The sequence below is a fragment of the Haladaptatus sp. ZSTT2 genome (assembly GCF_037081775.1).
In the GTDB taxonomy this organism is placed as follows: Archaea; Halobacteriota; Halobacteria; order Halobacteriales; family Halococcaceae; genus QDMS2.
In genome coordinates this window covers 780,127-804,394 of the sequence record NZ_JBAMHQ010000001.1, presented here as the reverse complement: position 1 = coordinate 804,394, position 24,268 = coordinate 780,127, and the positions used below count along the sequence as shown (strand labels likewise).

The 24,268-nt window shown below is 59.8% G+C and carries 26 protein-coding genes; 15 read left to right on the top strand and 11 right to left on the bottom strand.

Annotated features, from left to right (window positions below):
• Window positions 1–80: 80 nt before the first annotated feature.
• Window positions 81–530: a hypothetical protein gene (locus tag V5N13_RS04395; RefSeq protein WP_336359768.1), complete on the bottom strand. Its 450-nt coding sequence runs from the start codon at window positions 528–530 to the stop codon at window positions 81–83.
• Between the two features lie 436 nt (window positions 531–966).
• Between V5N13_RS04395 and V5N13_RS04390 the strand changes: the two genes are divergently transcribed.
• Entirely contained in the window at window positions 967–1,524 is a 558-nt protein-coding gene (locus V5N13_RS04390; RefSeq protein WP_336359767.1) for a hypothetical protein, read from the top strand.
• A gap of 85 nt (window positions 1,525–1,609) precedes the next feature.
• Here the strand turns inward: V5N13_RS04390 and V5N13_RS04385 are convergent, their stop codons facing one another.
• Both V5N13_RS04385 and V5N13_RS04380 read right to left on the bottom strand, forming a co-directional pair.
• Complete coding sequence (locus tag V5N13_RS04385) at window positions 1,610–2,011, bottom strand: hypothetical protein (RefSeq protein WP_336359766.1); 402 nt, start codon at window positions 2,009–2,011, stop codon at window positions 1,610–1,612.
• 92 nt (window positions 2,012–2,103) lie between these two features.
• A complete protein-coding gene (locus tag V5N13_RS04380; RefSeq protein WP_332899618.1) occupies window positions 2,104–2,244 on the bottom strand; it encodes a hypothetical protein in 141 nt (46 codons plus the stop codon).
• 178 nt (window positions 2,245–2,422) lie between these two features.
• Here V5N13_RS04380 and V5N13_RS04375 point away from each other — a divergent pair, with 178 nt between their 5' ends.
• Entirely contained in the window at window positions 2,423–3,079 is a 657-nt protein-coding gene (locus V5N13_RS04375) for a lactate utilization protein (protein ID WP_336359765.1), read from the top strand.
• A gap of 61 nt (window positions 3,080–3,140) precedes the next feature.
• Complete coding sequence (locus V5N13_RS04370; RefSeq protein WP_336359764.1) at window positions 3,141–3,959, top strand: aldo/keto reductase; 819 nt, start codon at window positions 3,141–3,143, stop codon at window positions 3,957–3,959.
• 3 nt (window positions 3,960–3,962) lie between these two features.
• Here the strand turns inward: V5N13_RS04370 and V5N13_RS04365 are convergent, their stop codons facing one another.
• On the bottom strand, window positions 3,963–5,072 hold the full coding sequence (locus tag V5N13_RS04365; RefSeq protein ID WP_336359763.1) for an NADH:flavin oxidoreductase: 1,110 nt from the start codon (window positions 5,070–5,072) through the stop codon (window positions 3,963–3,965).
• Window positions 5,073–5,825: 753 nt separating this feature from the next.
• On the opposite strand from V5N13_RS04365, the gene V5N13_RS04360 reads away from it, so the two are divergent.
• A complete protein-coding gene (locus V5N13_RS04360; RefSeq protein WP_336359762.1) occupies window positions 5,826–6,095 on the top strand; it encodes a DUF378 domain-containing protein in 270 nt (89 codons plus the stop codon).
• A gap of 72 nt (window positions 6,096–6,167) precedes the next feature.
• Here the strand turns inward: V5N13_RS04360 and sucD are convergent, their stop codons facing one another.
• Complete coding sequence (gene sucD, locus V5N13_RS04355) at window positions 6,168–7,037, bottom strand: succinate--CoA ligase subunit alpha (RefSeq protein ID WP_332899613.1); 870 nt, start codon at window positions 7,035–7,037, stop codon at window positions 6,168–6,170.
• Window positions 7,037–8,179 carry an ADP-forming succinate--CoA ligase subunit beta gene (gene sucC / locus V5N13_RS04350; RefSeq protein WP_336359761.1) on the bottom strand — a complete coding sequence of 381 codons (1,143 nt, stop codon included), beginning with the start codon at window positions 8,177–8,179 and terminating at the stop codon, window positions 7,037–7,039. Before sucC ends, sucD begins: the two co-directional genes overlap by 1 nt.
• Before the next feature lie 182 nt (window positions 8,180–8,361).
• Between sucC and V5N13_RS04345 the strand changes: the two genes are divergently transcribed.
• The 8 genes from V5N13_RS04345 (at window position 8,362) to msrB (ending at window position 17,518) form a co-directional block, all read left to right on the top strand.
• Window positions 8,362–9,318, top strand: a complete 957-nt coding sequence (locus V5N13_RS04345; RefSeq protein ID WP_336359760.1) for an NADPH:quinone reductase — start codon at window positions 8,362–8,364, stop codon at window positions 9,316–9,318.
• 40 nt (window positions 9,319–9,358) lie between these two features.
• Window positions 9,359–10,057: an SDR family oxidoreductase gene (locus V5N13_RS04340; protein WP_336359759.1), complete on the top strand. Its 699-nt coding sequence runs from the start codon at window positions 9,359–9,361 to the stop codon at window positions 10,055–10,057.
• Window positions 10,058–10,426: 369 nt separating this feature from the next.
• Window positions 10,427–11,764 (top strand): sodium-dependent transporter, encoded by a 1,338-nt coding sequence (locus V5N13_RS04335; protein WP_336359758.1) that lies wholly within the window; start codon window positions 10,427–10,429, stop codon window positions 11,762–11,764.
• Between the two features lie 124 nt (window positions 11,765–11,888).
• The gene (locus tag V5N13_RS04330) at window positions 11,889–13,319 is read left to right on the top strand and encodes a sodium-dependent transporter (RefSeq protein WP_336359757.1); all 1,431 of its coding nucleotides are present in this window, start codon (window positions 11,889–11,891) and stop codon (window positions 13,317–13,319) included.
• Between the two features lie 105 nt (window positions 13,320–13,424).
• A complete protein-coding gene (locus tag V5N13_RS04325) occupies window positions 13,425–14,969 on the top strand; it encodes an acyl-CoA carboxylase subunit beta (RefSeq protein ID WP_442905062.1) in 1,545 nt (514 codons plus the stop codon).
• 1 nt (window position 14,970) lies between these two features.
• Window positions 14,971–15,234 (top strand): acc operon protein, encoded by a 264-nt coding sequence (locus tag V5N13_RS04320; RefSeq protein ID WP_336359755.1) that lies wholly within the window; start codon window positions 14,971–14,973, stop codon window positions 15,232–15,234.
• A gap of 29 nt (window positions 15,235–15,263) precedes the next feature.
• Window positions 15,264–17,048: an acetyl-CoA carboxylase biotin carboxylase subunit gene (locus tag V5N13_RS04315; protein WP_336359754.1), complete on the top strand. Its 1,785-nt coding sequence runs from the start codon at window positions 15,264–15,266 to the stop codon at window positions 17,046–17,048.
• Between the two features lie 62 nt (window positions 17,049–17,110).
• The gene (gene msrB, locus V5N13_RS04310) at window positions 17,111–17,518 is read left to right on the top strand and encodes a peptide-methionine (R)-S-oxide reductase MsrB (RefSeq protein WP_336359753.1); all 408 of its coding nucleotides are present in this window, start codon (window positions 17,111–17,113) and stop codon (window positions 17,516–17,518) included.
• Window position 17,519: 1 nt separating this feature from the next.
• On the opposite strand, the gene V5N13_RS04305 is transcribed toward msrB, so the two are convergent.
• The 3 genes from V5N13_RS04305 to V5N13_RS04295 form a co-directional block, all read right to left on the bottom strand.
• The gene (locus V5N13_RS04305) at window positions 17,520–18,317 is read right to left on the bottom strand and encodes an aldo/keto reductase (RefSeq protein ID WP_336359752.1); all 798 of its coding nucleotides are present in this window, start codon (window positions 18,315–18,317) and stop codon (window positions 17,520–17,522) included.
• A gap of 105 nt (window positions 18,318–18,422) precedes the next feature.
• Complete coding sequence (locus V5N13_RS04300) at window positions 18,423–18,920, bottom strand: response regulator (RefSeq protein ID WP_336359751.1); 498 nt, start codon at window positions 18,918–18,920, stop codon at window positions 18,423–18,425.
• A gap of 229 nt (window positions 18,921–19,149) precedes the next feature.
• Complete coding sequence (locus tag V5N13_RS04295; protein WP_336359750.1) at window positions 19,150–20,814, bottom strand: bacterio-opsin activator domain-containing protein; 1,665 nt, start codon at window positions 20,812–20,814, stop codon at window positions 19,150–19,152.
• A 403-nt stretch (window positions 20,815–21,217) separates the two neighbouring features.
• On the opposite strand from V5N13_RS04295, the gene V5N13_RS04290 reads away from it, so the two are divergent.
• Both V5N13_RS04290 and V5N13_RS04285 read left to right on the top strand, forming a co-directional pair.
• Window positions 21,218–22,255: a tyrosine--tRNA ligase gene (locus V5N13_RS04290; RefSeq protein WP_336359749.1), complete on the top strand. Its 1,038-nt coding sequence runs from the start codon at window positions 21,218–21,220 to the stop codon at window positions 22,253–22,255.
• 202 nt (window positions 22,256–22,457) lie between these two features.
• Window positions 22,458–22,877: a DoxX family protein gene (locus V5N13_RS04285; protein ID WP_336359748.1), complete on the top strand. Its 420-nt coding sequence runs from the start codon at window positions 22,458–22,460 to the stop codon at window positions 22,875–22,877.
• Between the two features lie 4 nt (window positions 22,878–22,881).
• Here V5N13_RS04285 and V5N13_RS04280 read toward each other — a convergent pair whose 3' ends face one another.
• On the bottom strand, window positions 22,882–23,127 hold the full coding sequence (locus V5N13_RS04280) for a DUF7511 domain-containing protein (RefSeq protein WP_336359747.1): 246 nt from the start codon (window positions 23,125–23,127) through the stop codon (window positions 22,882–22,884).
• Between the two features lie 203 nt (window positions 23,128–23,330).
• Here V5N13_RS04280 and V5N13_RS04275 point away from each other — a divergent pair, with 203 nt between their 5' ends.
• Window positions 23,331–23,918, top strand: coding sequence for a flavin reductase family protein (locus V5N13_RS04275; RefSeq protein ID WP_332899596.1), 588 nt, complete (start codon window positions 23,331–23,333; stop codon window positions 23,916–23,918).
• Here V5N13_RS04275 and V5N13_RS04270 read toward each other — a convergent pair whose 3' ends face one another.
• Entirely contained in the window at window positions 23,919–24,245 is a 327-nt protein-coding gene (locus V5N13_RS04270) for a hypothetical protein (RefSeq protein ID WP_332899595.1), read from the bottom strand.
• Window positions 24,246–24,268 lie beyond the last annotated feature (23 nt).

The window sequence follows — 24,268 nt, the reverse complement described above, 5'->3', positions numbered from 1 at the left end:
GAAGGTTTCAACAGAACCATCCAGTGCTCTGAATAAGATTTTTTCAGCAAGAAGGGGGACTACAATCGTTTGTGACGGGCTCAGACGGAGCGCACCGTTAGCAGTAGAATCGCCCCCAACAGAACCCCCAGAATTCCGAGGAGGAGAATCGGGGCGAGTGCCGAAATGACGGTCACGCCTCCGACGATGGTAGCAAGTCCAATTAACGCGAGGCCGCCGAGGGTGGTGACACCGAAAATAGGGACATCAGTGAGGCGGTTTGCTACTTTTGAACCGAGAAGTAATCCTCCACCGAGTATTCCCGCTAAGAGAAGGACAAACGCTACAGATGGGCGAGCACCTGATACAATAATCACCGCGATAGCCGCACCGATATTTCCGATAATCACCGAAGCACAGTTCTGAATGATGTATCTTGGACGGGCGGTGTAGGGAAGAGAATCGCCTGTCAGAACTGCGGCGAATGTTATCAATATCGGCGGGAAGGCGTAGAGTGTACGGAGCTGACCGGTGGCATCAATAATATTCACGCTCGACCCGAATCCGGATAGACCGAGTACACGGACGCCTGCAATGGGTATCCAGTTTGCATTCAGGAACAGCCATGCAGCTGTTTGCCACGTATCTGTCTCAAGCAGGTCTGGTCTGCTTTCTCTGCTTTTACTTCTTCGAGGAACATATCAGCGGTCTCGGTCAGCGTATAGTCGGTGTCACCCATTGCGATTGGTCTCAAGTTACGGTTCCCCGCACATGGGGGATGACCGAGCGACTGCTGTCGTGACGAGCTGGCCACTCACAACTGCCTTCGCTGGGATGCTTTGAGGTGAGATTTGGAAGAGACTTGAGTCTAAGTATAGCGCAATTTTGGAAAATGGCTATTAGTTTACTGGAACTATGTTAAACTCCAGTCAATAAGGGTGGCGAGGAAACCTTTGTCCAGCTTATTGATTGGGTAGGAGACAGACAATGACTCAACCGACGCGGCAGGATACTTCGAGCCGTCGCACGTTCTTGCGCACAACTGGCGTGGTCGCAGGGGCGCTCACGCTCGGCGTCACTGCGACCAGAAGCGCAGCGGCAAGCAGAGGCGTCAGGACAGCGAACGGCTGGTACGAAGAAGAAGAGATTTACTACATCGACCAAGGTCTCGAGGAGGGAGTCACGGAACGCGGAGAAAACGACATCTATCTCATCGGTGGAGATCGAGTGTTGCAGGCACAGGTTGTCGAGTTCATTCCCGGCGAGCGCGGCTACTCGCCCCACTGGAACGCCAATCTCGTTAACACGGCGGCGGGAGTTACGGTCGCCGATATCGCTGCCTCGCCGTACGTCTCGGAGCACTATCCGGAGGCGCTCTTTGATGATGTTGCGGACATACGGGCCGCACGGGATGCGGGCTTGGTCACCATCACCAAGCTGGGCGTTGTGGTTCTGTGCCCCATCATTTCGGAAGAAGGAGCAGAAGCACCAGGGAACACACAACTCTCGGAAGACTTCCCGCGCCCATGGCCGGAAACGTTCTGATCGCGGGATAATCCGCGAAGCACAATCGACCATTTTTGACCGCGGGTTACGGGTACATCGCTGACGACAGAGACAGGGTTCTTACTCAGACGATGGAAACGCGAATAAAGTACCACTGTCCGTTAAAGCGAACGTAGTCGAATCGATGTTCGCTGTGGAACCGGAAAATTTCCTGTTCTACATTACACGAACAGTTGTAAGCTTCAAGGAAAACTGCCTGCTCGCGTTGGTAAAGGTCGGAGAAATTTGCTCGCTGGCTTGCATTCGCCTTCATCGCGGTTGCGTTATCGACCTCCATGAGAGACAGCAGTTCGTCGCCATATTCGGGCGTGTCGGATGTGGACTCCGTGGTTGTTTCGGTGGTTTTCGTCGCCGTTGTGGAGGTCGGTTCAGTCGTCGGGGAGGCGGTACCCTGTGCCCCCGTGCACCCAGCGAACGCGACGGTGCTGACAACGACAGCGAGCAACAGAACGTCTCTCAGTCGCATACGATTCGCACTCGGGTGGGGATTAAATGTTTTCAGGTGATTGACGTATGTTCGTAAACCCATAGGCTTCCGTAGAAAAACCTTGTTCCGACCTACCGCTCACCTTCACTCGCGGCCACGCCGAGGATGTAGTTACAACTCGGGCACACCCACTGGGAGACGAGGACGGGGCCTTCTTGGATGACTTCTTCGACGGCTGAGACGCTGTTTTCGCAGTATGGACAGATTCCCATGCGTGAGTGACGGGAGCGATGTGTCTTCAGTGTTGTAGCCAACTGACCCCACTAACACTCGCGTCACCTGCTGACACCGATGTCCGCGAGGGCTTTTGTGTGCTCCGTCCATACCGGTGATACGGAACTCTGGTGTGTCAGCTCCTGAGCAAATGCGCTGGCGCTCCCTTACTCAACCATGTCACAGACAAAGGCCGATTACGAGGACGAGGTATCGTACGACGAATCACTCGACGAACTCCCGAGCGAGGCGGAACTTGACGCGGCGGTCGAGAACTTAGAAGCGCGCGGGTTCGACGTGGTGGTCGTCGACTCAGCCGAGGAAGCGCGCGAGGAACTCATCGGCCAGATTCCGACCGGCGCGTCGGTAATGGACGGCCACTCCACGACGCTCGAAGAAATCGGGTTCATGGACTACCTGAACGAAGGCGACCACGACTGGCAGAACCTCCACGCCGAGGTCTTCGCCATCGAGGACGATGAAGCGCGATTCGACGCCCGCCGCGAGGCACAGACGGCCGACTACTTCCTCGGGAGCGTCAACGCCATCGCCAAGACGGGCGAGTTGGTCGCTGCAGACGCCTCCGGGAGTCGCATCGGGGCGTACCCATTTGCGGCGAAGAACCTCCTGCTGGTCGCCGGAGTGAACAAGATTGTCGAGGACTTGCCCGCGGCGCTCGACCGACTCGAAGAAGTCGCCTACCCACTCGAAGACGCCCGTGCGCAGGAGGCCTACGGCGTCGGGAGCGTGATTGCAAAGCAGCTCATCTTCCGCCGCGAGACGACCGAGGGGCGCACGACGCTCGTGCTCGTCCGCGACGACCTCGGGTTCTAAGCGAGCGTTTTCCCACCGTCGTCCCCCAATTCTCTTTGCGTTCAGTGCCCCACAGAGAGGTATGCACGATATGGCCGACCAGCCAAAACTACCGCGGCTCGGGCTTGGCACGTCCGGGATGGACGGGGCGGACGCCACCGAAGTCGTCGCAACTGCTCTCGACATCGGCTATCGCCACATCGACACGGCGCAGTACTACGAAAACGAGACGGCCGTCGGGGAGGGTATCGCCCGCGCTGAAATTCCGCGCGAGGAGTTGTTCGTCGCCACCAAAATTTGGCACACGAACCTCGCACACGACGACGTACTCGAAACCGCCCGCGAGAGTCTCGACCGCCTCGGCCTCGACTACGTTGACCTGCTCTACGTTCATTGGCCAGCGGGAGCCTACGAACCGGCAGAGACGCTCGCGGCGTTTGACGAACTTTCCGACGCCGGCGTTGCAGACCATGTCGGCGTCTCGAATTTCACACCCGACCTCTTAGACGAGGCGCGCACGCACCTCGACGCGCCGATTTTCGCGCATCAAATCGAGTGCCACCCGTTGCTCCAACAGCGCACGCTCCGCATCTATGGTGTGGGTCACGATATCGAACCCGTTGCGTATTCACCGCTCGCCCGTGGACGGCTTCTCGACCATCCGGTACTCGCAGAAATCGGCGCAAAGTACGACGCCACCCCAGCACAAATCAGCCTCGCGTGGCTGCGCGAAAACGGGATTGCGGCAATTCCAAAATCGAGCAGTGAAGCCCATCTCCGCGCGAATTACGAGAGCCTTACACTCGACTTGCGGAGCGAAGACCTCGACCGAATCGATGCGCTTGATGGAGGGGACCGGGCAATCGATCCGGAGTTTGCGCCGTGGGAAGGCGAAACGTAGACCTCAGTCGTCAGCGGGGGCTGGCACTTCGAAGTCGCTGATAGTGGCTTTTGGCAGCAACGTCTTTTCGAAGTCGAAATCGTCGAGCGCTTCGTTATTTTTGACCTTCGTTGGCCAGTCTGGATTTGCGAGGGCGCTCGTGCCGAGCGTGAGGAGTGTGGCTCCCGAGTCGATGACGGAACGAGCCGTCTCGGGGTCGCCAAGCCCACCGTTTGCGATGACGGGTGCGTCACCGTGCTCGATGGCGGCTTCGGCGAGCGTCGGCCCGTCGTCACCGAACGTCGGTGCGGTCGCGTCGCCGTCGGTCGTGTGGATGTAGTTTGCGCCCGCCTCGCTCAGGGCGTCGAAGAAGACGGCGGCGTCGTCCTCGCCGTTTTCCCATTTGTGTTCTTCGTCGCTCACCATGGCCTGTGAGATACGGACGCCAACGCCGAACTCGTCTGCGGTCGCTGCTTGGACGGCTTCGACGATGTCGCGGGTGAAGCGAACCCGGTTTTCCGCGGAGCCACCGTACTCGTCGTCCCGCGTGTTGTACTCAGCAGAGAGGAACGCGTGGAGCAGGTAGCCGTTCGCGCTGTGGACTTCCACGCCGTCGAACCCGGCGGCTTCGGCGCGCTGTGCGGCGGCGACGAAGCCTTCGGTGACCGCTTCGATGTCTGCGTGGGTCATCTCACGGGGCACGGGGAACTCGCCTTCGCCGCCGTAGAGCGGACTCTGCTCGCCTTTCGGCTGGACGGCGGCGGGCGCGATGGTCTCGTCCGTGTAGCGGTTGCCCTGCGCCTGTGCCCCGGCGTGCATCAACTGGGCGAAGATGGCGCTGTCCTCGTCGTGGACGGCGTCTACGACGGATTCCCACGAGATGGCCTGTTCGTCGGTTGCGAGCCCCGGCTGGTTGTGATACCCTTGACTGTGGGCTTCGTCGGTGTAGATGCCTTCGGTGATGAGGAACGAAAAGCCACCGCGGGCGAACTTGGCGTAGTAGCGAGCCATCTCAGCGGTTGCGGTTCCGTCCTCGGTCGCACTCGTCCTTGTCATCGGTGCGAGGCCGACGCGGTTGTCGAGTGTGAGCGCGCCGAGAGAGATTTCGTCGAAGAGGGACGTGTCTGATGTCATCACCGGGACAATGAGCCACCGACTGAAAACCACCCGGCGGGTGTGTGCGCGTTCTACCGTCCCGCCGTGATTGATTGTGTGATTCTTTCGTTGGCACGTTCATTGAGTGCGGTGGTCCATCGCCGTACCCGACGGAGAAACCAGTCAGGTGTAACCTTTGGCAGCACTACACTTGGAGAAAACGACTCTTGAGAAGTTACAGCGAGTTATTTTGGATGTTTGTTTTCCAATAGTGGGATTTACTAGGCCCCTTCGATACTAAAACGACCTATTATTGTCCTTATAGCGAACTTTTATTACCTGCATCGTCTTTGGTGGTGTTGTAATGCATGAAACGAACTCCGATTGCGGTGGGGGTGGTTGGTAGGAACAACCCCCGCGGAACGATTACCACTAGACCAACATGGTCGTGCAAGCTGTACTATGGGTTAGCCACCCCGACTGGCGTCCGCCAGCGCCAGTCAAATTTTTCATGAACTGCCACATCTGCCCCAGATAGTTCACAAATCTGCCAGCCTAACCGACGGTATCGGTAACTGCTCTATGATATACTTTCTCCTATTCAGCGCCTGCTGAGTGTCTCAAAAATCGGAGGGTTATAGCCCGCGTAAATCGAGCGACTGTTGGCGTGTTACTGACTCACACCTACATTAAATCCAATACGCTCGTGTATACGATAATACCTGACAATCATGTACGCTTACGAGACATCTTTTTCTCCTCAGACTGCGTTCTTTTATTCGGTGTTAAACCATGCAGTATGAAGGCAGAATTAGAGCAAACATTCTCGACTGGGCGTCGCTCATCCTCGTTATCGTGGGTGCGCTTAACTGGGGCCTCGTCGGGATTGGGGGCTTCATCAACGCCAACTGGAACGTCGTGAACCTCATCTTCGGCTCGATTCCGACGCTTGAGAACCTCATCTATCTCCTCGTCGGCCTCGCGGGCGTCTACGAGCTGTACTTCGCGTACCAGCTCTACTCCGCACGCGCGGAGAAGCCGATGGCAGAAAAGCCCGCATAAGACCGATTTTTTTCGACAACCGCCCGCTGAGCGGCCGCTCCGGAGCAAAACGCAAAAAACGAGTACGGTGGTTTAGAGGAACTCTTCGATGTAGTCTGCGACTTCCTCAGGGGTGTCGCCGACGGGTGCGCCTGCCTCGTTGAGCGCGTTGATTTTTGACTCTGCGGTGCCCGTCCCCGACCCGGAGACGATTGCGCCCGCGTGGCCCATGCGCTTTCCTGGTGGGGCGGTGCGGCCGGCGATGAAGCCAGCGACCGGCGTATCCATGTGCTCTGCGATGAACGCGGCGGCTTCCTCTTCGTCCTCGCCACCGATTTCACCGCACATGACGACGGCTTCGGTCTCGGGGTCGTTCTCGAACGCTTCGAGGGCGTCTACGAACGACGTGCCGATGATTGGGTCGCCACCGATGCCGATTGCCGTGGTCTGGCCAATGCCGCGCTGGGTCAGGCTGTCCACGACTTGGTAGGTGAGCGTTCCCGAGCGGGAGACGAGACCGACGTTGCCCTCGGAGAAGATGTTGCCGGGCAGGATGCCGAGTTTGGCTTCGCCGGGCGTGATGAGGCCGGGACAGTTTGGCCCGATGAGGCGGGTGTCAACCTCGGAGAGGCGCTTGTACACCTTCGCCATGTCCTGGGTTGGGACGCCTTCGGTGATGGCGACGACCAGGTCGAGTTCGGAGTCGAGTGCTTCGAAGATGGCGTCTGCGGCGAACGCCGGTGGAACGAAGACGACGGATGCGTCTGCGTCCTCTTCTTCGACGGCTTCGCTCACGGTGTCGTAGACGGGGACGCCGCTCACTTCTTGGCCGCCCTTGCCCGGCACGGCACCGGCAACGACGTTCGTCCCGTACTCCATCATCTGTTCGGTGTGGAACTTCCCTTCGCCGCCCGTAATCCCTTGGACGACGACGCGGGTGTCCTTATCGACAAATACACTCATTATTGAACCTCCTCTGCGCGTGCAACAGCCGCTTGGACGGCCGATTCAAGCGTGCCTTCGACCTGCACGAGGTCGGTGTTCAGAATCTCCATGCCCTCTTTGGCGTTCGTCCCGGCGAGTCGGACGATGACGGGCTTTGGAATCTCGTCGAAGCTTTCGAGCGCTTCGTTGATCCCCTTCGCCACCTCGTCGCCGCGGGTGATGCCGCCGAAGATGTTGAAGACGACCGAATCGACGTTCGGGTCCGAAAAGACCATGTCCAGTGCGTTCGCCACGCGGGCGGCCTTTGCCCCGCCACCGATGTCGAGGAAGTTGGCTGGCTTGCCGCCGTAGTAGTCAACGAGGTCGAGCGTCGTCATGACGAGGCCCGCACCGTTGCCGATGATGCCGACGTTGCCGGAGAGACGGACGTAGTCAAAGCCGTACTCGCCGGCTTTGCGCTCTAAGTCGTCCTCGTAGGCTTCTTCTTCGAGTTCCGCGAGGTCTGGCTGGCGGAACAGCGCGTCGTCGTCGATGTTCATGACGGCGTCTGCCGCGATGACCTCGTTGTCCGAGGTGACCATCAGCGGGTTGACTTCGATGTCGCTCGCGTCCTTGTCGTCCCAGAGCTGGAACAGCGTCTGGAGAATCGAGGAGACCTGTCGGGCGACGTCTGCGTCCACACCAGCGCCGTAGACGGCGCGACGGGCCTGGTATGGGTGCATGCCAAACGCCGGGTCGATGTGTTCGCGGGCGATGGCTTCAGGGGTTTCTTCTGCGACCTCTTCGATGTTGACCCCACCTTTCGTCGAGACCATTGCCACGGGCTTGCCCTCGCCGCGGTCCATCGTCACGCCGACGTAGAGTTCATCGACGAAGTCGACGGCTTCCTCGACGAGAACGCTCTCGACGGTGTAGCCTTTGAGGTCCATGCCGAGAATTGCGTCGGCAGCCTCTCGTGCCTCGTCTTCGTCGGAAACGAGTTTGATGCCTCCGGCCTTGCCACGACCACCGACGTGAACTTGGGCCTTCACCGCTACGGGATAACCAAGCGACCCAGCAGCTTCAACAACCTCGTCTACGGTGGTTGCGAGCTCCGAGTCTGGCGTTGGAATCCCCGCGTTTGCGAAGATATCCTTCGCTTGATACTCGTGCAGCTTCATACGTATACTAGCGTGTGAACACGTCGCTTAAATCCCTTTCATTCCGACTGCCGGTTATTGCCGCTACCGTCGCCGCGTGGCAATATCTGCGTGAACTGTGCGCAGTTCACACGGTTGGGGCACACAGCGAACCGTTCTCCTGATTGGTCACGCTTTTCCACGGTGCGCACGTTCACGTTGCCATGCGCGCTGTACGTTACCACGAATACGGTGGGTCGGACGTCCTCCAGACCGAGGAGGTCATGCGTCCCGAACCCGACAAAGGAGAACTGCTCGTCGCCGTCCACGCCGCCGGTATCAACCCGGTGGACACCTACTTCCGCGAGGGGGCGTACAAGCCCGCCTCACTGCCGTGGATTCCCGGCTCCGACGTGGCGGGCGTCGTAACCGCAGTCGGCGACGGCGTCACCGAGTTCAAAGCAGGCGACGAAATCTACGCCACCGCCCTCGGCAATTGGCTGCAGGGAACCTGTGCTGAGTACGTCGTCGTCCCCACCGAGATGGCCGCGCCGCTCCCCGAATCCGTTTCGTTCGCGGAAGCCGCCGGGGCCGCGCTCGTCGGCGTCACCGCGTGGCAGTCACTCATCGCAACAGCAAATCTCGAACCCGCAGAGACGGTGCTCATCCACGGCGGCAGCGGCGGCGTTGGCCACATGGCCGTCCAAATCGCGAGTGCTACCGGCGCACGCGTGGTCACCACGGCCTCTCCGAAGTACCATGACACACTCGAAGAACTGGGTGCGGATGTAGTGCTCAACTACGCCCGCGACGACTTACAGGAAGCAATCGAAGACGCAGGAAAACCCGACGTGATTCTCGACCACCGCCTCGACGAGTACCTCCCGCTCGACTGCGAGGTGGCGGCGAAGGGCGCACGCATCGTCGCTATCGGGAACGAAGAAGCTCAAGCCACCTTCCCGAGCGTGCCCGCCGCCCGCGCGAAAGCGCTCTCGGTGCACCACGTCTCGATGTTCAACACGCCCGACGTCGGTACCGTCCTCAAACGACTCGGCACGCTGATGGACAGCGGCAAACTCACGCCGCTCGTCTACGACACCTACCCGCTCGATGAGATCGCCGCGGCCCACGACGCCGTCCTCGATGAGAGCTTCCTCGGGAAACTCGTCGTCACGCCGTAACCAGCCCACCTTTATCCTGTTTCCACGCCAACCAGTAGCCATGAGTGTCGAGTTCGACTTTTCGGGGAGGGTCGTCGTCGTGACCGGCGCGAGCGGCGCGCTCGGGAGCACCGTCGCAAACGAATTTTCAAGAAAGGGAGCCACCGTCTGTGCGGCGGACGTGGTGGAACCAGAATCGGGCACGCTCGTCGCGGGCGTCCACTTCTACGAGGGTGATTTCACCGACGAGAAAACGGTCGAATCGACTTTCTCGAAAATCGTCGCTGACCACGGGCAACTCGACTGCCTCGTGAACATCGCGGGAACGTGGAACGGCGGGACGCCCATCGACGAAACCGACGTGGACACCTTCGACATGCTGTTCAACGTCAACCTGAAGACGATGTTCCTCGCCAGCAAACACGCGATTCCCCACCTGAAAGAGACGGACGGCGCAATCGTCTCCACGAGCGCCCGCGCCTCACTCGAAGGCGGCACAGGCGACGGCCCCTACCGCGCCGCGAAAGCCGGCGTGCGCCTGCTCACCGAAACCATCGCCGAGGAGAACAAAGGAGTCGTCAGAGCAAACGCCATCATGCCGAGCGTCATCGACACGCCCGCAAACCGCGAGGCGATGCCCGATTCAGACCACGACAAATGGGTCAAACCCGCTGAAATCGCCCGCGTCATCATGTTCCTCTGCAGCGACGCCGCGGACGTGACGAGCGGCGCGGCGGTGCCGGTGTACGGTGAAGCCTGACGCTTCAATTCTCGTCGCCTTCTCAGAACCACTACCCCACAGCGGTGAACACATCTCTCTTTTTCCAGAAATTATTTCTCTGTAACTTACGCTCCAGACGCCACCACACCGGACACCGCTGAATCCAAATGTTGGTTCGAGCAATATTTGCATTCTGCCAAGTAATTTGACCACTAGATTCACTGGTTGCGATTCCCAATCATAATATGATTGTCAATTTTGTGTCCTGTGGTGTCTTGGCATGCTCTGACACTCGTTCTGTGTGTGCATTTCACATATGTTCGAATGACAAACATACCAGTCAGATGTTTGGTAAGTCACGACAAATCGAGACACTTATTTGACCCATACTGATAGGGGGTTTCACACATGAGTGAAAGAGAGACATGGGCAACGCGGATGGGATTTATCCTTGCGGCCGTCGGCAGTGCCGTCGGCCTCGGAAACCTCTGGCAGTTCCCGTTCAAAACGGCGACCAACGGCGGGGCAGCATTCCTCGTCGTCTACATCGGCGCGGCAATCGCCATTGGCTTCCCGGCGATGCTCGCAGAGTTCGTCATCGGCCGACGAACCAACCTGAACACGATTAGCGCGTTCAAAAAACTCGGCTTCAAAAACTGGCGCGTCGTCGGCGCGCTCGGCCTCTTTACCGGCTTCTGGATTCTGTCGTACTACTCCGTCGTCGGTGGCTGGGTGCTTCGCTACCTCGGCGGGAGCGTCACCGGCGCGTACTTCGCCGACCCTGGCACGTACTTCGGGACGATTTCGATGGGGCCAGAGGCGCTCGCGCTCCACGCCGTGTTCATGGCCATCACCATCGGCATCGTCGCCTTCGGCATCGAAGGCGGCATCGAGAAAGCCACGAAGCTGATGGTTCCCTCGATTGCGCTCATCCTCGTCGGCCTCGCCGGGTTCGCGTATGTGAACAACCCGAGCGCCGCGATGGACGCTTACGGCTACTTCCTCAATCCTGACCTCGGGACGCTCCGGGCGAACTTCACCGAAATCGTGCCGTTCGCCGTCGGACAGGCGTTCTTCTCGCTCTCACTCGGCATGGGCGCGATGATTACCTACGCCTCCTACCTCGGCAACGACGACAACCTCGCCAAAGACGGCCTCACGATTGTCTTCCTGAATTCGCTCGTCGGGATTCTCGCCGGGCTTGTCGTGTTCCCGCTCCTGTTCGCACAGGGCATCGACCCGAACACGAGCGGCCCCGGCGCGCTGTTCGTCGCCGTGGCGAGCGCCTTTGCCGACCTCGGTGGACTCGGCCGAATAGTCGGCGTCATCTTCTTCGGCGTCGTGCTCATCGCCGCGCTCTCCTCGGCTATCAGCCTCCTTGAAGTGGTCGTCGCGTACATCGTTGACCACTACGACGTCGGCCGCAAGCCCGCCGCACTCGGCGTCGGGGGCATCATCTTCGCCCTTGGCATCCCGTCTGCGCTCGACATCGCGTGGCTCGGCTGGTTCGACACGCTTGCCTACAAGTTCCTCCTGCCGTTCGGAGTTCTTCTGCTCCTGTTCTTCGTTGGTTGGGTTCTCGGTGGCGATGCGAGTCGAGAACTCCTCAAGGGCATGCGGAATCGGACGACGTTCAGCACCACGTGGCTTTGGACGGTTCGAACGGTCGTTCTCCTCGGCGTCATCGTGACCCTCGGATTTGGGATCCAGACGCTTCTGGAGAAAGGCATCATGCCGCCGCTCTAACCCCCAAACCTCACAAACGTTTCGCCCAAACCGGCCGTCTGAGCGGCTGTACTGCCATGCTATTGCCGGATTGATGGGTTGAAACTCGAAAGTCACTTAGGTGCGCCTTGGTGAGTGCGCGACAATGACACGAGAAACCTGGGCAACCCAAATTGGGTTCATTCTCGCGGCTGTCGGCAGCGCCGTTGGACTCGGGAACATCTGGCGATTCCCGTGGATGACGGCTGAAAACGGTGGCAGCGCATTTCTTATCGTTTATCTCGGTATCGTCCTCCTCGTTGGCGTCCCCGGCCTGCTCGGTGAGTTCGTCATCGGCCGGCGTGCAAAACGCAACCCTGTCGGCGCGATGCGAGAGCTCTCCGGGTCGCGGGCGTGGGAGTTCGTCGGTGGCTTCAGCGTCATCACCGCCGTCGTCCTTCTCTCGTTTTACAGCGTGGTCGGCGGGTGGATTCTCCGCTACCTCGTCGCGAGCCCAACTGGCGCATACTTCGGCTCTCCCGGCGCGTTCTACGACGCCATCTCCTTCGGGACGATCGGAGCCGTCGGCTTTGGCCTGCTCTTTCTCGTCTTGACGGCGCTCATCGTCTTTGCGGGCATCCGCAAGGGCATCGAATTGGCGACGAAGGTGATGATGCCCGCCATCGTCATCCTGCTCATCGCCTTCGCGCTCTGGGCCTTCTTCCAGCCGAACGCCGCGGAGGGCTACGCCTTCTACCTCGGCGCTGACTGGACGTACCTCAGCGAAAACTTCCTCAGCATCCTTCCTGCCGCCGCCGGACAGGCGCTGTTCACGCTTTCGGTGGGCGCAGGGACGATGATCACCTACGCCTCGTATCTCGGTGAAGACCGCTCGCTCCCGTTCGACGGCTCCGCCATCGCGGTGCTCAACACGTTCGTGGGCGTGCTCGCCGGGCTCGTCGTGTTCCCGCTCCTGTTCAGTTTCGCCCCCGAGATGGCAGCACAGAGCGGCCCCGGCGCGCTGTTCATCGGCATCGCTGGTGCGTTTGCGAACCTGCCGCCCGTTGCTGGCATCGAGATTGGTCCGCTCGTTGCGACGCTGTTTTTCGGCGTCGTCGCGCTCGCGGCGCTGTCGAGTTCCATCAGTATGCTCGAAATCCCCGTCTCCTTCCTCGTTGACGAGTTCGGCGTCGAACGCGCTTATGCAACCGGTGGCCTGCTCGTATTCGTCTCGGTTATCATGACCGTCAACGCGCTTCGCCCCGCCGTGTTCGGCTTCATCGCGGGCACGCTCGTCGACCTGATGCTCACCGCCGGGATTCTCGCGTTCTTGCTGTTCGTTGGCTGGGTGCTCGGCCGCGACGCCGCAGCCGAGTTCGCAAAAGGGGCCTCTGACTTCGGCAAGTCACTCGCCACGCCGTGGCTGTTCGCCGTGGGCGTCGTCCTGCCGCTGTTCTTGCTGTTCACCCTCCTGACCGGCATCTTTGGGGCACTCAGCCTCACCGGCTCCGTTGAGACGTGGATGACGCTTCTTCTCAGCGCCGTCATCGGTCTCGTCGCCTTTTTCGGCCTGCGCAGGCCGACCTCGGTGCTGTAATCTTCGACAGCTGTCGAACAGACATTTGCCTCTTTACGGAATCCTTTTTGGGGCGCTTCTGTATCGATGTAGCATGTATTCGGTTTGGAGTGAGTCCCCATGACGATGGAAGAGAAGATCTCTGAGTTGCGTGAGAAGCACGAGGAAGCGCTCCTTGGTGGCGGCGAAGACCGAATCGAAGCCCAACACGAGAAGGGGAAGATGACGGCGCGCGAGCGCATCGACTACTTCCTCGATGAGGACACCTTCACCGAGTTTGACCAGCTGCGCACCCACCGGTCGCACAACTTCGGGATGGAAGAAGAGCAGATTCCCGGCGACGGCGTCGTGACCGGCTACGGCGAGGTTGACGGGCGCACCGTCTTCGTCTTTGCCCACGACTTCACCGTCTTCGGCGGGTCGCTCGGCGAAGTGTTCGCAGAGAAAGTCGTGAAAGTGATGGACAAAGCCATGGACGTTGGCGCGCCCATCATCGGCTTGAACGACTCTGCTGGCGCGCGGATTCAGGAAGGCGTCGTCTCGCTTGCTGGCTACGCGGACATCTTCCACCGCAACCAGCAAGCCTCCGGCGTCATCCCACAAATTTCGGCGATTATGGGGCCGTGTGCGGGCGGTGCGGTGTACTCACCCGCCATCACGGACTTCATCCTGATGGTCGAAGACACGAGCCACATGATGATTACCGGCCCCGAGGTCATCAAGACCGTCACGGGCGAGGAGATTACCATGGAAGAACTCGGCGGCGCGAAAACCCACAACACGAAAAGTGGTGTCGCCCAGTTCTCGACGGCAGACGAGGAAGCAGCTTTAGACGACATCCGTCGCCTGCTCTCGTACATGCCCTCGAACAACGTCGAAGACCCACCGCGTGTCGAGCCGTGGGACGACCCAGAGCGCATGGACGACGAACTCAAAGAGGTCGTCCCTGACCAGCCACAGAAGCCCTACGACATCGTGAACGTTATCGACCGTGTGATGGACGAGGGCTCGTTCTTCGAGGTCGCAGAGAAGTACGCCCGCAACATCGTCATCGGTTTCGCCCGACTCGACGGCCACGCCGTTGGCGTCGTCGCCAACCAGCCGAAAATCAACGCCGGGACGTTGGACATCGAATCCAGCTTGAAGGGGTCGCGCTTCGTGCGCTTTTGTGACGCGTTCAACATCCCACTCGTCACCTTCGTGGACGTGCCCGGGTTCATGCCCGGCACCGACCAAGAACACGGCGGCATCATCAAACACGGCGCAAAACTTCTCTACGCCTACTCGGAAGCCACCGTGCCCCTCCTGACCGTCATCACGCGCAAAGCCTACGGCGGTGCGTACGACGTGATGGCCTCGAAGCACCTCGGTGCGGACGTGAACTACGCCTGGCCAACCGCCGAACTCGCGGTGATGGGGCCACAGGGCGCGGTGAACATCCTCTACCGCAAGGAACTCGCAAACGCAGACGACGTTGAGGCAAAGCGCCAAGAGCTCATCGACGAGTATCGCGACGCCTTCGCCAACCCGTACGAGGCCGCAGAGAAGGGCTACGTTGACGACGTCATCGAGCCACAGGAGACCCGCCCACGACTCATCAACGACCTCGAAATGCTCCGGACGAAGCGCAAGAGCCAACCAGACCGCAAACACGGCAACATCCCGCTCTGAGATGGACATAGAAGAGCTACTCGCGGCGCTCGATATTGACGACGCGAACGCAGACGAGGCTGCCGCCATCGCCGCCGCCATCGGCGCACACCTCCACGACCGCGGCGTCGCTGCCGCGTCAAAGGGAGACGACGAAACGTGGGACGGCAAACGCTGGACGTTCGCCGGGCGGATGGAGACCCTCCAACAACGCACCGTTCGAGTTCCATCGCGTGCGCCCACCAACGCGTGGGCGGCCGCAGGTAGAACCGATAGAATGAGATAACGCGACTGATTATACACCCTTATTCACAAATGTTCGATAAAGTTCTCGTCGCCAACCGAGGTGAAATCGCAGTTCGCGTCATGCGTGCCTGCGAAGAGCTTGGGATTGGCACCGTTGCAGTGTACAGCGATGCAGACAAAAACGCTGGTCACGTCCGCTACGCCGACGAAGCGTACAACATCGGCCCGGCGCGCGCAGCAGAGTCCTACCTCGACCACGAAGCGGTCATCGAGGCCGCAGAGAAGGCCGACGCAGACGCCATCCACCCCGGCTACGGCTTCCTCGCAGAGAACGCCGAGTTCGCGGGCAAAGTCGCAGACGCTGGCATCAACTGGATTGGCCCTAACGCCGAGTCGATGGAACAGCTCGGCGAGAAGACGAAAGCCCGCAAAGTGATGGAAGCCGCGGGCGTCCCAATCGTCCCCGGGACGACCGACCCGGTCAACTCCGGCGAGGAAGTCAAAGCGTTCGGTGACGAGTACGGCTACCCCGTCGCCATCAAGGCAGAAGGCGGCGGTGGCGGCCGCGGGATGAAGGTCGTCGAATCGGCCGACGAAGCCCAAGACCAGTTCGAATCGGCCCAGCGCGAGGGTGAAGCCTACTTCGACAACCCGTCTGTGTACGTCGAAAAGTACCTCGAAAGCCCGCGTCACATCGAGGTACAGATTGTCGCCGACAAACACGGCAACGTCCGCCACCTCGGCGAACGTGACTGTTCGCTCCAGCGCCGCCACCAGAAGGTCATCGAAGAAGGCCCAAGCCCGGCGCTCTCAGACGACCTGCGCGCAGAAATCGGTGAGGCGGCCCGCCAGGGTGTGAAAGCCTCCGATTACGTCAACGCAGGCACCGTCGAGTTCCTCGTCGAGGATGGCAACTTCTACTTCCTCGAAGTGAACACGCGGATTCAGGTCGAACACTGTGTCACCGAGGAAATCACGGGCATCGACATCGTGAAGTGGCAGCTTCGAGTCGCCATGGGCGAAGAACTCGATTTCGCACAGGACGACGTCGAAATCGAGGGCCATGCGATGGAATTCCGCATCAACGCAGAGAACGCCGCAAAGCAGTTCGCCCCTGCGACTGGTACGCTCGAAAGGTACGCGCCACCGGGCGGCATCGGCGTGCGCCTTGATGACGCGCTCCGCGAGGGCGACAAAATCGGCGGCGACTACGACTCGATGATTGCGAAGCTCATCGTCCACGGCAAAGACCGCGATGAGTGTATTGCTCGGTCGAAGCGCGCGCTCAAAGAGTTCGATGTCGAAGGCGTCGTGACGGTCATTCCGTTCCACCGGCTGATGCTCACCGACGATCACTTCGTCGCTGGGACGCACACGACGAAGTATCTCGACGAAGAACTCGACGTTTCCCGCATCGAAGACGCCCAAGCCAAGTGGGGCACCGAAGGCGACGGTGCCGCGGGCGACGAAGAGACCGTCGAACGCGAGTTCGTCGTCGAAGTCAACGGCAAGCGCTTCGAGGTCAACTTAGAGGAACACGGCGCACCCGCAGTCGCCGCAACCGGCGGCAGCAAGAAACCGTCTGCGCCACGACCATCGAAAAGCGATTCTGAGGACAGTGGTTCGGCCGCGCCGACCGACGGCGAGCAGGTCGCAGCCGAGATGCAAGGCACCATCCTCGCGGTCAACGTCGCAGAGGGCGACGAGGTCACCTCGGGCGACGTGGTCTGCGTGCTCGAAGCCATGAAGATGGAAAACGACGTGGTCGCAAGCGCCTCCGGTACGGTCACGCACGTCGGCGTCTCCGAAGGCGAGAGCGTCAACATGGGCGACGTGCTCATCGTCATCGAATAACCGACTCTATTCTTTTTCGACGCAGGCAAAACCAAAAGAGCCTCGCGGCCGTCTAGGTAGGTATGAGCGAGAAATCAGCCACCCACGAGGTTCCGAAAACAGACGACGAGTGGCGAGAAATTCTCTCAGAGGAGGAGTACAAAGTGCTCCGCGAGCAGGGAACCGAACCGAAGTACACGGGTGAGTTCATCGACAAGGACGACCCCGGAACCTACACCTGCAAAGGCTGTGGCCAGAAGCTGTTCATCTCCGATACGAAGTTCACTTCCTCGGGCTGGCCGAGTTTCTACGACGCCATCGAGGGCGCAGTCGAGTTCGAACGCGACACAAGCCACGGAATGGTTCGCACCGAGGTTCACTGTGCGAACTGCGGCAGCCACCTCGGGCACATCTTCGATGACGGGCCGAATCCGACGGGCAAGCGCTACTGCATTAACTCGATTTGCCTCAACTTCGAAAACGAAGACTGAGCTACTGATTCCACGGCGCGGCGTCGAACTCGACGGTGCGTTCTGCGCGCTCGATGCCGTCTATTTTCGCGATCTCCTCCGAGGTGAGCGTCAGGTCTGTCGCGGCGAAGTTGTCTGCGATGTGTTCGCGGCTGGTCGCTTTCGGAATCACCTTCGCCCCCTTTTCGCGGAGCCATGCGAGCGAAACTTGCGCCTCGCTCACGTCGTGTTCGGCGGCGATTTCCTGAATCTCCGGAATCTCGAACACTGCGCCTTGGGCGAGCGGCGAGTAGGCGACGAAATGGTGGCCCTCGCGTTCTGCAATCTCGCGGAGTTCGGCTTGCTGCCACAGGGGATTCATCTCGACTTGGTGGGCGTAGAGCGGGGCGTCGAGGTGGTCGAGTGCCTCTTCGAGCAGTTCGGGCGTGAAATTCGAGAGGCCGACGTGTCGAATTTTCCCTTCGGCGTAGAGTTCGTCGAACGCCCGGAGGGTGTCTGCTGGGTCGTACGCACCGAGTGGCCAGTGGACATAGAGCAGGTCGAGAGTGTCTACGCCGAGGCGGTCGAGGCTCTGTTCGGTGGTCGAGAGCACGTCCTCGGAGGCGAGGTTCGTCGTTTCGACTTTCGAGGCGAGAAACACGTCTTCGCGGGCTACGTCGGCGGCCGCAAGTCCCTCACCGACGGCGGCTTCGTTGCCGTATTCTTGGGCGGTGTCAACGTGTCGATAGCCCAGTTCGAGGGCGGTTTCGACGGTCTGTGCACACTGGTCGTGGTCGTCGTTCAGGTACGTGCCAAGCCCCATGCTCGGAAGGTCGCGCATAGGCCTGCTTTTTCACTCGGAAAGAAAACGGATTCGGCTCGGGCGGTCGCTGTGACGAAAGCCGTCGCTTAGGAAGGAAATGGTGTATAGAAAGCGCAGACCGGGCTACGGTCGCATTGATTTGATTCGGTTGACTAACGCGGCGTACTGTTCGCTCTGCTCGATTTCTTGGTGTGTAAGCTGTTGTTCGAGCAGACTGCGTTTGGTCAGTAGGATTGCGAGTTCTTGGATTTCGGAGTCGTAGCGGTCGCGTGCGAGCAGGGTTTCGACCACGCTGCGCAGCGCCGACTTCGTGACGGGTTTACAGAGGTAGGCGTCGAACGACATCTCGGTAATATCGAGGTCGGGTTCGACTGCGGTTACCATCGCCACCCGACAGCTAAGGCCGCGGTCACGGATTGTTTCGAGCACCGCATCGCCCGTGAGTCGCGGCATGTGTCGGTCGAGCAAGACCAGGTCGATGGATTCATCGAGGATTTCGAGCGCTTCGTTCCCGTCTGTGGCCACCCGGAGCGTATAGTCCGGGGACAACCACATCGAGAACAGCTCGACGATGTCCTTCTCGTCATCGACAATCAGAATCGTGTTTTCGGAGTCGGTCATGCTCTTGTTTGGTAGTATTCGGATAGTAGTATGAACGCAAGTGTGATGGTGGCCGGACAAAATGTTGGGGGTTGTCCGGCGTCGTTGAGTGGGGGTAACGACAATCACCACCGTGGGGGGTGTCTGAGTTCACGACCACACTCACTGTGGTCAACCTATCATATGGAGGATAGGTGGATAAGTAAATCTCCTATTTGACTAGAGGGTCTGGCGGAGACACTCTACATACCTAGAGTTTCCCGTCGAGTGCGAGCGTGACGAGTTTGCGTTCTGCGGCGCGCAGGTGGTACTGTAACGTGGGTGCTGAGATGTTGAGCGTCGCGGCGAGTTCCTCGCCGTTTGTCACACGAGGCCACTCGTAAAAGCCACCTAAGTACGCCGTTTTGAGCGCGGTAAACTGCTTTTCGGTCAGCTCCGCTTCGAGAAGTGCGTAGAACGTGTGGCGCGTCTGGCGCGGCGTGGTGTGGTCGCGGCGCGCCGCAAGTTCGGCGTCGGGGTAGGCACGTTTGATTGCGTCTAATATCTCTCGAACAGACATGTCGGGATGAACGTCAATGAGGATGCGGCTTTGGCCGTGCTGGGTGCTCATCTCTTTTAACACCGCGCCGTGTGCGTCGAGAATCTCAAGCAGTGCGGGTTCTGAAAACCGCATCTCGAACAGGCAGATGTTGTCCGTCGCGGAAATCAGCCCTAGCTCTACGACGGTTTCCATCTCGGCTGCGGTTTCGAGAATGGTGTCCGGTTGGACGCCGACGAACGAGACGAAGGCGAGCGTCTGGCCATCTACTTGCTCTAGGATGCCCTCGATGTTCAGCCGGCAGTTGAGTGTCGCGGAGAGTCGATTACAGAGCAGGCGTTCGTCTGCGGTGTGGACCTCGATTTCGACGCGCTCGTCTGTGAGTTGGCGACCCGACCGAACGGATGACTGGAGGCCGTGACCGATGAGTTGGCCGAGGTTCGAAAACGCCGTGAGTTCGCGGTCTGTCACGGTGTGGGCCGTTGCGACGTGGACGAACAAGACGTGTGTCGTCTGTTCGCCCGTGCCAATCGGAATCGCCACCACCGAGTTGAACCCGTGTGTGAGGGCGTCTTTGCGCTCCGTGCGCCACTCAGTCGAATCGAGCACGCTTTCGACGGTGGCCTGATTTGTAGCCGTCGCGTTCGCCGCGAGTGTCTCCATCAGATTCGGCGTGCGGTCTGGGCTCGTAAACTGCTCGCCGTAGTCCCTCGCGATGCCTGCGTGTGAAACGACTTCGAGCGGCGGCTCATCGTATCGACACAGCCACGCGAACACGTACGGTTTCGCCGCTTCGAAACTCTCACACACCGCCTCAGTGAGCTCGCTGTGCGACGTGGCGGTCACGATTGCTTCGCCGATATCACAGAAGATGGCGTTCAGCGTCGCCGCCCGTTCGAGGTTGCGCGCCTGTTCGTCAACGCGGTGTTCGTGTGCTTGCGCCCGCTCGTCGCTCTTTTGTCGGTCGCGGAACGCGCCGACGGTGTGTGCGAGTACAGTGAGCGCCTCGTTCGTTTCGGCTGGCACGTCTTGGTCGAGGGTTGCAACCGCCACGCCGTGTGTGGAAATGGGGACGGCGACGATGGTCTCAGTCTCTAACGCAGACCGAACCACGTGGCCTTCCATGAACGCCTCCCAGACGATACCGTCGCCGTGTTCGACCGGGGGAACCGTCTCGCTGCCGGATCCAGACACGGGATCTAACACGCCACGCTCTTCGTTGAACTCGTAGACGACGAGTTTCTCACAGCCAGCAAGCCGCTCGCCACCCGCGACGAGTTGGTCATAGAGGGCAGTGGGCGAATCGCTTGCTGTGAGGTGCTGTACCGTCTCCGTGAGGCGGGCAAGCGGTGTTTTATCGGACGTGGGTTCGGTCATATCGTGCGGGATGACAAGGTGGGTGTGCTCGGGGTGTATGTAAGAGAAACGACGCGTTTTGTTTGACGTCGTTTCACCGGACGGAAGTCCGTCTCTTTTGTGGGTTCTCGCAGGCGCGGTACCATGCGACTGGGTTTGTGTGCAAGTCGTAGTCTCCCTCTTCCTTCGACGGCGGTAACGGGTGTGCCTGTTTACGTCCGAAGACAGGAGTCGAGGAATCTGCATTCCTCCGTGCTTCTTCAGGGCCTGACCCGGTAGTTCACAGACGAAGATTCGTCTGCGTTCTGCTTCCTGAAGAGTACTATACGCAAAGGATGTTTCTGAACCTAATAATGTTGCTGTTCCTGAGAGGTGACGTCCCGTGAATCAAACCCTTTAACCACCGCCCACGGCAAACACCCGTATGGACCGAGAGGAGCGCGTACACCTCGTTTCGCGCAATACAGAGGAGGTCGTCACCGAAGATGAGCTGTCAGCAATTTTTGCGGAATCGGAGACGCCCACCGTCTATATCGGCTTGGCTCCGACCGGCGAGATGCACATCGGTCACTTCACGACGATGCGCAAACTCGCCGATTTCCTCAACGCCGGTCTCACCGTGAAAGTGCTCGTCGCAGACCTCCACGCGCACTTAGACGACGAAAAGAGTCCGTTCGACCTCTTAGACGCCCGCACCGACTACTACCAAGAAGCTATCGAGGGCATGATTGACGCCGCCGGTGCAGATGGCTCACAAATCGAGTTCATCCGCGGGCGCGACTTCGAACTGGAACGCGACTACTCACTCGACCTGCTTCGCATGGCCGCAGACACGACCATCAGCCGCGTCCAGCGCGCCGGGAGCGAGGTCGTCCGCCAGAGTGACAATCCGAAACTCGGCGGCCTCATCTACCCGCTGATGCAGACGCTCGACATTCCCGCTCTCGACGCCGACATCGCCTACGGCGGTATCGACCAGCGTGGCATCTACATGCTCAGCCGCGAGATTCTGCCCGAGCACGGCTTCGAAACGCCAATCTGCGTCTTCGCGCCGCTGCTCTCGGGGCTTTCGGGCGGCAAGATGAGCGCGTCTGACGAATCCTCGAAGGTGAACCTCACCGACGCCGAGGACGTTGTCATCGACAAAATCACCGACGCGTACTGCCCGCAGGGCGAAGTCGAGGAAAACGGCGTGCTCGAATACCTGCGCTTCCTCGTCTTCCCGATTCTCGAAGAGCGCGGCGAGCCGTTCGTCATCGACCGCCCCGAGAAGTACGGCGGCGATATCGTCTACGACGACTACGACGACTTGGAAGCTGACTTCGTCGCAGAAGACCTCCACCCCCTCGACTTAAAGAAGGCAACGGGAGCGTACATCTCCGACATCATCGACCCAATCAGAGAACGCTTCGCCGCACAGCGCGACCTCCTCGCGGCGGCGTACCCCGAGAAGTACGACTAATCGAATCGCGCTTTTCTCGGCTTGTGACGCCCTGTCAGTGACATTAGTGTAACGTAGTGGCTGTCGAAGTCACCTGGTAACACCTATGTCAGCTAAATTATATATTCGGCAGGCTCGTGGCTGGTAACGTGATGCTACTAAATCCCCGTCAGAAATCACGTATCGAACTGCAACCTGCTCACCCGGTGGAGGTGGCTGCCTGATGGTGTTCGAAACGACCGCTGGTGCGATTGCGTTCCTACTCGCTCGCGTCCTCCTCGGCGGCATGCTTGCCTTTACCGGCCTCAACCACTTCATGCAGACCGAGCAGATGAGCGGCTACGCGGAGATGAAAGGCGTCCCAGCGCCGACGTTCTCGGTGGTGGCCTCCGGTGTCATGCTCGTTTTCGGTGGCCTCTCGCTGATTCTTGGCGTGTACCCCGTCGTCGGTGCGGGCGCGCTTGCTGTGTTCCTCGTCGTCGCCACGCCGAAGATGCACGACTTCTGGAACGCGCCCGAAGACCAACAGCAGTCCGAGATGACGGCCTTCCTCAAAAACGTTGGACTGCTCGGCGGCGTCCTCGTCTTGCTCGCCCTCGGCGGTGCATCGTGGCCCTACGCGCTCGACATCGGCCTGTTCTAACGGGCTAACACATCTCGCTGCGTGGAACGAACGACCCTTCTGCGGCCGAAATCCAGGTCGTCGTCTGTGCTCCCTCGTCCACGTAGAGCGGGAAAATCGTACACTCATCGGGTGCGTCGTCGTACCCCTCTACGACGGCGACGCACTGCGCAATCGGCTCTTCACCCGCTGCAACCGCTGCTTGCTCTCCGGCGCTTCCATTGTCACTGACTGCGTCGTTGTACATTTTGCTCTCTTGAAATTCGGTCACAACCTATCCCCCCTCGCCGGGTGCCGACAGTCCCACGCGTCGGCGTGTGACTGGGAGATGTTCACAATGGTATAAAATCGTGTCTATTTATGTCTGAATAAAATGGTGCTTCGACGACCACCGACACCACCACGCTCATCTACGAGGAGTCCTGACACGCAACCACCTTCACGACGCGGCCGTACCCACGTCGTTTACTACCCATGGAAATCGACCCGGACACCCTCGACGGAACCCTGTATCGCACGCTCGCCGCTGGCGTCATCCCGCGCCCGATTGCGTGGGTGAGCACCCACAGCGAAGCCGGTGTAGACAATCTCGCACCGTACTCGTTTTTCAACGTCGTGAGCGTCGAACCGCCGACGGTCATGTTCGCGCCCGTAGACCGCGGTGACGACCTCAAAGACACGCCGAAGAACATTCTTGATACCGAAGAATTCGTCGTGAACGTCGTCACCGAGGCGTTCGTCGAACAGATGAACGAGAGTTCGGCCACGCTCCCCCACGGCGAAAGCGAGTTCGACCACGCAGGTCTCGAACGCGCCGACTCGACCAAGGTTGACCCACCGCGCGTCGCGGGCGTGAAGGTCGCCTACGAGTGTCGCCTCGCTGATTTCGTCGACGTGGGCGCGTCGTCGATGGTGCTCGGTGAGGTCGTGAACGTCCACGTCGCAGACGAGGTGACGACCGGCGGCAAGCTCGACGTAGAGAAACTCGATGCCGTGGGTCGGCTGTCAGGCAACTGGTATGCGAAAACGTCAGACCGCTACGCGCTCGAACGGCCGAAGTAATCAGAACTGGTAGCGCCGTTCGTCGTCGCGCTGTGGGTAGTCGTACCCGCCGCCGGTCATGTCCTCGTAAGTCATCCCCGAGAGGTACTCGTCGTAGGTCACGTCGTAGCGCCGCCGGAGGTGGAAATCGAGCGTCCCGCGCTCGACAATCGACTGAAACAGCAGGTGCACCGCCCGGCGGACGAGTTCGTCCGGGTTGTCGGGTTCGAGCGCGGTCGTGAGCACTGCGAGTTCGTTTTTCGTCTCCCGGTCTAAATTCACGGGCAACGACTCATCGAGCGCCGTATACTGGTGTTCGATATCCTCGGAAAGGTCGTCGAGACTCATAGCCGGTAGGTGGATGGGACGAC